Annotated in this window: 5 protein-coding genes and 1 pseudogene; 4 read left to right on the forward strand and 2 right to left on the reverse strand. The window is 74.0% G+C overall.

Annotation, left to right across the window (positions count from 1 at the left end; genetic code table 11):
* Together AN218_RS05260 and AN218_RS37860 are read right to left on the reverse strand one after the other, a co-directional pair.
* A pseudogene (locus AN218_RS05260) lies at window positions 1-1,462 on the reverse strand (hypothetical protein); the annotation flags it as partial.
* 593 nt (window positions 1,463-2,055) lie between these two features.
* Window positions 2,056-2,331, reverse strand: a complete 276-nt coding sequence (locus AN218_RS37860; RefSeq protein ID WP_244900291.1) for a hypothetical protein — start codon at window positions 2,329-2,331, stop codon at window positions 2,056-2,058.
* Here AN218_RS37860 and AN218_RS37865 point away from each other — a divergent pair.
* From AN218_RS37865 to AN218_RS37400, 4 genes are all read left to right on the forward strand, one after another.
* On the forward strand, window positions 2,222-2,638 hold the full coding sequence (locus AN218_RS37865; RefSeq protein ID WP_244900286.1) for a molybdopterin cofactor-binding domain-containing protein: 417 nt from the start codon (window positions 2,222-2,224) through the stop codon (window positions 2,636-2,638). The two genes, AN218_RS37860 and AN218_RS37865, sit on opposite strands and share 110 nt — an antisense overlap.
* Window positions 2,639-2,847: 209 nt before the next feature.
* Entirely contained in the window at window positions 2,848-4,269 is a 1,422-nt protein-coding gene (locus tag AN218_RS37870) for a xanthine dehydrogenase family protein molybdopterin-binding subunit (RefSeq protein WP_244900288.1), read from the forward strand.
* A gap of 11 nt (window positions 4,270-4,280) precedes the next feature.
* Window positions 4,281-4,739 carry a (2Fe-2S)-binding protein gene (locus AN218_RS05270; protein ID WP_070015442.1) on the forward strand — a complete coding sequence of 153 codons (459 nt, stop codon included), beginning with the start codon at window positions 4,281-4,283 and terminating at the stop codon, window positions 4,737-4,739.
* A gap of 319 nt (window positions 4,740-5,058) precedes the next feature.
* Window positions 5,059-5,256 (forward strand): hypothetical protein (locus AN218_RS37400; protein WP_216311721.1); only part of this gene is annotated, 198 nt, incomplete at its 3' end.

Genomic DNA, 5,256 nt, shown 5'->3' on the forward strand with positions numbered 1-5,256 from the left:
TCTCCGCGCCCTGCCGCAGGCCGCCCGTGTAGGCGACCGCGACGACGAGCGAGCACAGCCCGACGAGCGCCGCCGAGAGCACCAACCGGCGGGTACGCGGGGAGCGTTGGCCGTCCGAGAACGTGGCGACGCCGGGGACGGCGAGCACGCGCGAGCGCAGCCCGCCCAGGGCGCGCCGCCCGAACCCCGCATCCGAACCCGCGTCCCAGCCCGGGTTCCAGCCCGGGTCCGCGCCGAAGGCCGCAGCGGACGACGAACGGGACGGCGAACCGGAGGCCGATCCGGAAGCCGCACCGGACCCGACCGCGCCCCCTGCCCCGCCTCCGCCACCGTCACCGCTCCACGAACTCCACGCCGCACCGGCGACCGGCACCGCACCCACCGCGCCGGAGGGTGCCGTACCCGCCGCGTCCGTACCGTCTGCGCCCGTTGAGCCCGTTGAGCCCGACGGGCCCGAGACGTCCAGCGTCGTCGAGGAGACGGCGTGCGCCGCGAGGGCGTACTCCGCGCCGCCCCACGGCAGCAGCGCCTCGGCCAGCACGTTCCCGAACTCGACGCGCATGCGCCCCAGATCGTCCACGGCACGCGAACAGTGCGCGCAGCTCCCCAGGTGCGCGACGAGGTCCTCCGGGGTGTTCATCGTCGTCTGCTCCGCGTACGCCAGCAGCATCCGGTGCAGACGGCGGCACGCGTCGTCCGTCGTCTCGTCCTGGTGCAGGCTGACGTAGGCCGTGTAAAGCTCCCTGCGCGCACGTCTGTTGAGCAGTGCGACGTCCTCGGGCTCGGCGCCCAGGAGCTGTTGGACGACGGCGACGTCGTCGTGCTCGACCTCGACGTGCCACAGCACCGTCTGGCTGCGGGCCGGAAGCCGCTCGAAGGCGCGTGCCGTCACGGACGACGCCCGGAAGTACGCGAGCCGCGGCATGCCCGCGTATCCGGCGCCCACATGCCCGGCCCCGGCGTACCCGGCACCCGCGTAGGCAGTACCCGCGTAGTCAGCACCCGCGTCCCCCGCGGCAGCGTCCGTACCGGAGTCCCGTCCGAGGGCCGCCGCCTCGGCCGCCGCGACGACCTCCGCGACGGCACCGGTCGCGCCGCCGGCGGCCGCGCCCGTTCCGTCCGCCCCGGCCCCCGGGTCCGGCTCCGGCTCGAACCAGGCCACCAACTCCGGTGCCAGCGCCTGCCGTTCGCCCGCTCCCAGCCATTCGGCACCGGTACGCAGCACCGCGGCGAGCGCCCGTGGCCGCACGGCACCCGTGATGTCCTCGTCCAGCGGCCGGAGCGCCTGCGCCCACGCCTGGCGGGCCAGCACGTCGCCCCGTGGCGGGCTGACGACGCCCGCGAAGGCCCGTACGGCCTGGTAGTGCCGGTGCTCCAGTTCCTCACGCGCGCCGGGAGACAACTCCTCGTCCTCCTGGACGAGTTGGCGCAGCTCGGCGTCAGACAGTCCCGTGAATACCATCCGCTCGTTCATTCCCCGCGCAGTCGACGGCGTCTCAACCAAGAGACGTGGAGCTGAACTTCGCGCGCGGACGCGGCACCGCGACCGCACCAGGCCCTCGGCCAGAATCACAGACCGGTGACAGGGCAGCCATGAGCAACAAGTACCTAGACCCGCCCTCCGGTTTTCTCCATGGACGACGTCGCCGCAGGTCGCACGGGCGCCCATCAGCGCGCCGCGAACGCCCGCCCCGCCGGGCCCCGGCGCGGTACGGCCCGAAAGGGCCGCGCCCACGGTGTGAGCGCCCGCCCCCAACGCTTCCGCACAATCGTCACCGGCCGGCACATTGCCCGCCGGGGCGTAGCGCGGAAGTGTGTGCGCGGACCGGTCAACGGCCGCCCCTCCGGCGGCCGTTCCCACGAGTCTCCACGAATCTCCACGGACCGGCGGCCGTTCAGTCACGAAGGAGCGCACATGGCGGGAGCGCACACGGACCGGGTGACCGAGGGGACCGCCGCCGACGGCGCGCCCACCGCGGACCCCGCACAATCCGCGGACCCCGCCGGCGTCCCGGACGCCCGGACTCCCGCCCCCGCCCGGCGTACCTTCCTCACCTATCTCGTCGCCGCGCCCACGCTCGCCGTGGCCACCGGCATCGCCACGGACGCCGCCGCGCCCGCCGAGGCCCGTGCCGCGGTGCCCTCGCCGCCCGCGCCCGCCGACGTCCTCGACCTCGGCGACGTACTGATCCTCGCGGGCAAGCCGACGTCCCATCTGCTCGTGCTGCGCGTCGACGAGGAGGGCACGGTCCACTTCCGTCTGCCGCGCGAGGAGGTCGGCCAGGGCCTGACCACCGCGGTGGCGATGCTCGTCGCGGAGGAGCTGGACACCCCTCTGGCGCGGGTACGGGNGACACGCCGCTGGACCGGGTACGGGTCCAACTCGACGACGCGCGTCCCGAGTTGCTCTTCAACCAGCTCACCGGCAGCTCCAACTCGATCAGGTCGCTCTACGGCCCCGTACGGCAGACCGCGGCCGCCGCCCGCGCCCGTATGGTCGCCACCGCCGCCCGCCGGTGGCGCCTCGCGCCGGAGTCGCTCTCCGTCCGCGCGGGCGTGGTGCACGGGCCGGGCGGGCGCGAGGCGTCGTATGCGTCCCTCGCCAGGGCCGCGGCCGCCGGGCGCACCGAGAAGCTGAACGGCCCGCAGACCGCGGTGAAGCCGCAGTCGGAGCACTCCCTCGTCGGCGTGCCCACTTCGCGCGTCGACGCACGGGCGATCGTCACCGGACGCCAGCGCTACACCCTCGACCTGGACGTGCCCGGCGCGAAGCCCACGACGGTGCGCCGTCCGCCGACGCTGAACGGCACGGTGCGGGCGGTGCGCAACGAGGCCGCCGTACGTGCCATGCCCGGGGTGCTCGACGTCGCCGCGATCGAGACCGGCGTCGCGGTCGTCGCCGAGACCTTCGGGCAGGCGCTGGAGGGCAAGGACGCCCTGGAGGTCGACTGGGGAAAGGGCACCGTCGACGGCCTCTCGGACGAGGACGTACGGACGAAGCTGCGTGCCGCGACCCCGCCGCTCGCGGTGCCGCCGGTGCTCACCCGGCACGTGGACGCCGAGTTCGACTTCGCGTTCGTCAGCCACGCACCGCTGGAGACCAACTCGGCCGTCGCGGACGTACGGGAGGACCGGGCGACGATCTGGTCCGGGCTGAAGTCGCCGATCGTCGCCCTCCAGACGATCGCCGCCGAACTCGGCCTGCCGCAGGAGAAGGTGACCGTCCATGTCGTGCAGGGCGGCGGGTCGTTCGGGCGCAGGCTGTTCTTCGACGCCGCGCTCGAAGCGGCCCGTGTGTCGCAGAAGTGCGGGCGCCCCGTACGGCTGATGTGGTCGCGCATCGACGACATGCGGCACGGCCGGATGCGTCCCGCGACCCACCACAAGATCCGGGCGACGTACGCCCTCGGCAACGTCCTCACCTTCGAGCACCGGGTGGCGGCCGTCGAGACAGACTTCCGGCACGGACTGGGCGAGATCCTCACCGCGAACGCCGCGAAGCTGCCCGTCGCGGGCAACGCGAGCCTCGCGCAGTCGCTCTTCCTGACGACGGTGAAGTCCCCGTACGACTTCGGCGTCACCACACAGCTCCTCAACGAGGTGCCGCTGCGGATGCCCACCGCCTCCTGGCGGTCGGTCTACTCGGCCAACACCCGGGGCGCCGAGGAGATCGTCGTCGACGAGCTCGCCGCCCGGTGCGGCCAGGACCCGGTCGCCTTCCGGCGGGCCTTCCTGAAGTCCGCGCGGCAGCGGGCCGTACTGGACAAGGCCGCGGAGGACGGCGAGTGGGGGCGTGAACTGCCGGAGGGCTGCGCGCAGGGCGTCGGCTTCCACGAGGAGTACAAGTCGCGTACGGCGTGCCTCGTCGAGATCGACGCCCGCGATCCGCGCAAGCCGCGCGTGACCAAGGCCGTCATCGCGGTCGACGCGGGGCTGCCGGTCAACCCGCGCGGCCTGGAGGCGCAGATGCTCGGCGGGCTGACGGACGCGATCTCCACGACGCTGCGGGCGGGGCTCCACCTCGACGAGGGACTGCCGCTGGAGGGCAGCTACTCGCAGTTCCACTACGCGCGGCAGCACGACAGCCCGCGCGAGGTACGGGTCCATGTGCTGCCCGCCGAGCGGGGCGCCGAGCCGGGCGGCGCGGGCGAGTTGGGGGTGCCGGCCGCGGTCGGCGCGATCGCCAACGCCTACGCCCGCGCCACCGGCACCCGTCCGCGCTCCTTCCCCGTGAACTTCGACGTCGACTTCGACCCCTTCCCGCGTTGAGGAGCCCCGCGTTGCCTTCCCACACCTTCTCCGTCAACGGCGAGAGCGTCACGGTCGACGCCCCCGACGACATGCCCCTGCTGTGGGTGCTGCGCGATCTGCTGGGCGTGCGCGGCCCGAAGTACGGATGCGGCATCGACGTCTGCAAGGCGTGCACGAGCCATCTGGACGGGGAGGCCGTGAACCCGTGCGTCGTACCGGTCTCCGAGGCGGGCGGCAGGGAGGTCACCACGATCGAGGGCCTGGCCGACGGGGAGCGGCTGCACCCGGTGCAGGAGGCGTGGCTGGAGCAGGACGTCGCCCAGTGCGGCTACTGCCAGCCGGGACAGATCATGGCGGCCGTCGCGCTGCTGCGCAGGACGGACGCCCCGTCGGACGAGGACATCGACGCGATCGCGAACGTCTGCCGCTGCGGTACGTACTTCCGGATCCGCGAGGCGATCAAGAAGGCGGCGGAGGCGATGCGTTAGGGCGGTGAAAGGCGAGCGGAGGAGAGCGCCGGGCGCCGGCGCACGCACACGTCACGCCGAGGTGTACCCACGGCGTCCGCGGTGTGGTGCACTGTGCCGATGCGGTGACGCCAGTAACGCACCCGCGCCACGGCGGCGCTGAGGGAATGTGGGCACCGGAGTTCCGGGCGGCCTACCGCCGCGATGCCGAGTCCGCCGTACGCCCGCGGCCGGGGCCGGGGCCGGGGCCGTGTTTCCTCCGCCATGGCCGTTCCGCTTCTCCCCGGAGGCGGAATCCTGCGACGAGACGCGCTCCACGCGTCGGATAGGGACCGATCCCGTGAACGACACCCAGCCCATGCCCCCGTACGACGGCCGAGGCCCCGGCGGGCCGGCTCCCGGTCCCCCTCCCGGTCCCCTCTACCGCCAGGGCGGACCGCCGCCCGAGTACGGGCCCGGGGGCTACCAGGGCGGACCCGGACCCGGCTACCAGGGCGGGCCGCCGCCCGAGTACGGGTACAGCGCCCCGCCGCCGCCA

It is taken from the genome of Streptomyces nanshensis, from assembly GCF_001751255.1.
GTDB lineage: Bacteria > Actinomycetota > Actinomycetes > Streptomycetales > Streptomycetaceae > Streptomyces > Streptomyces nanshensis_A.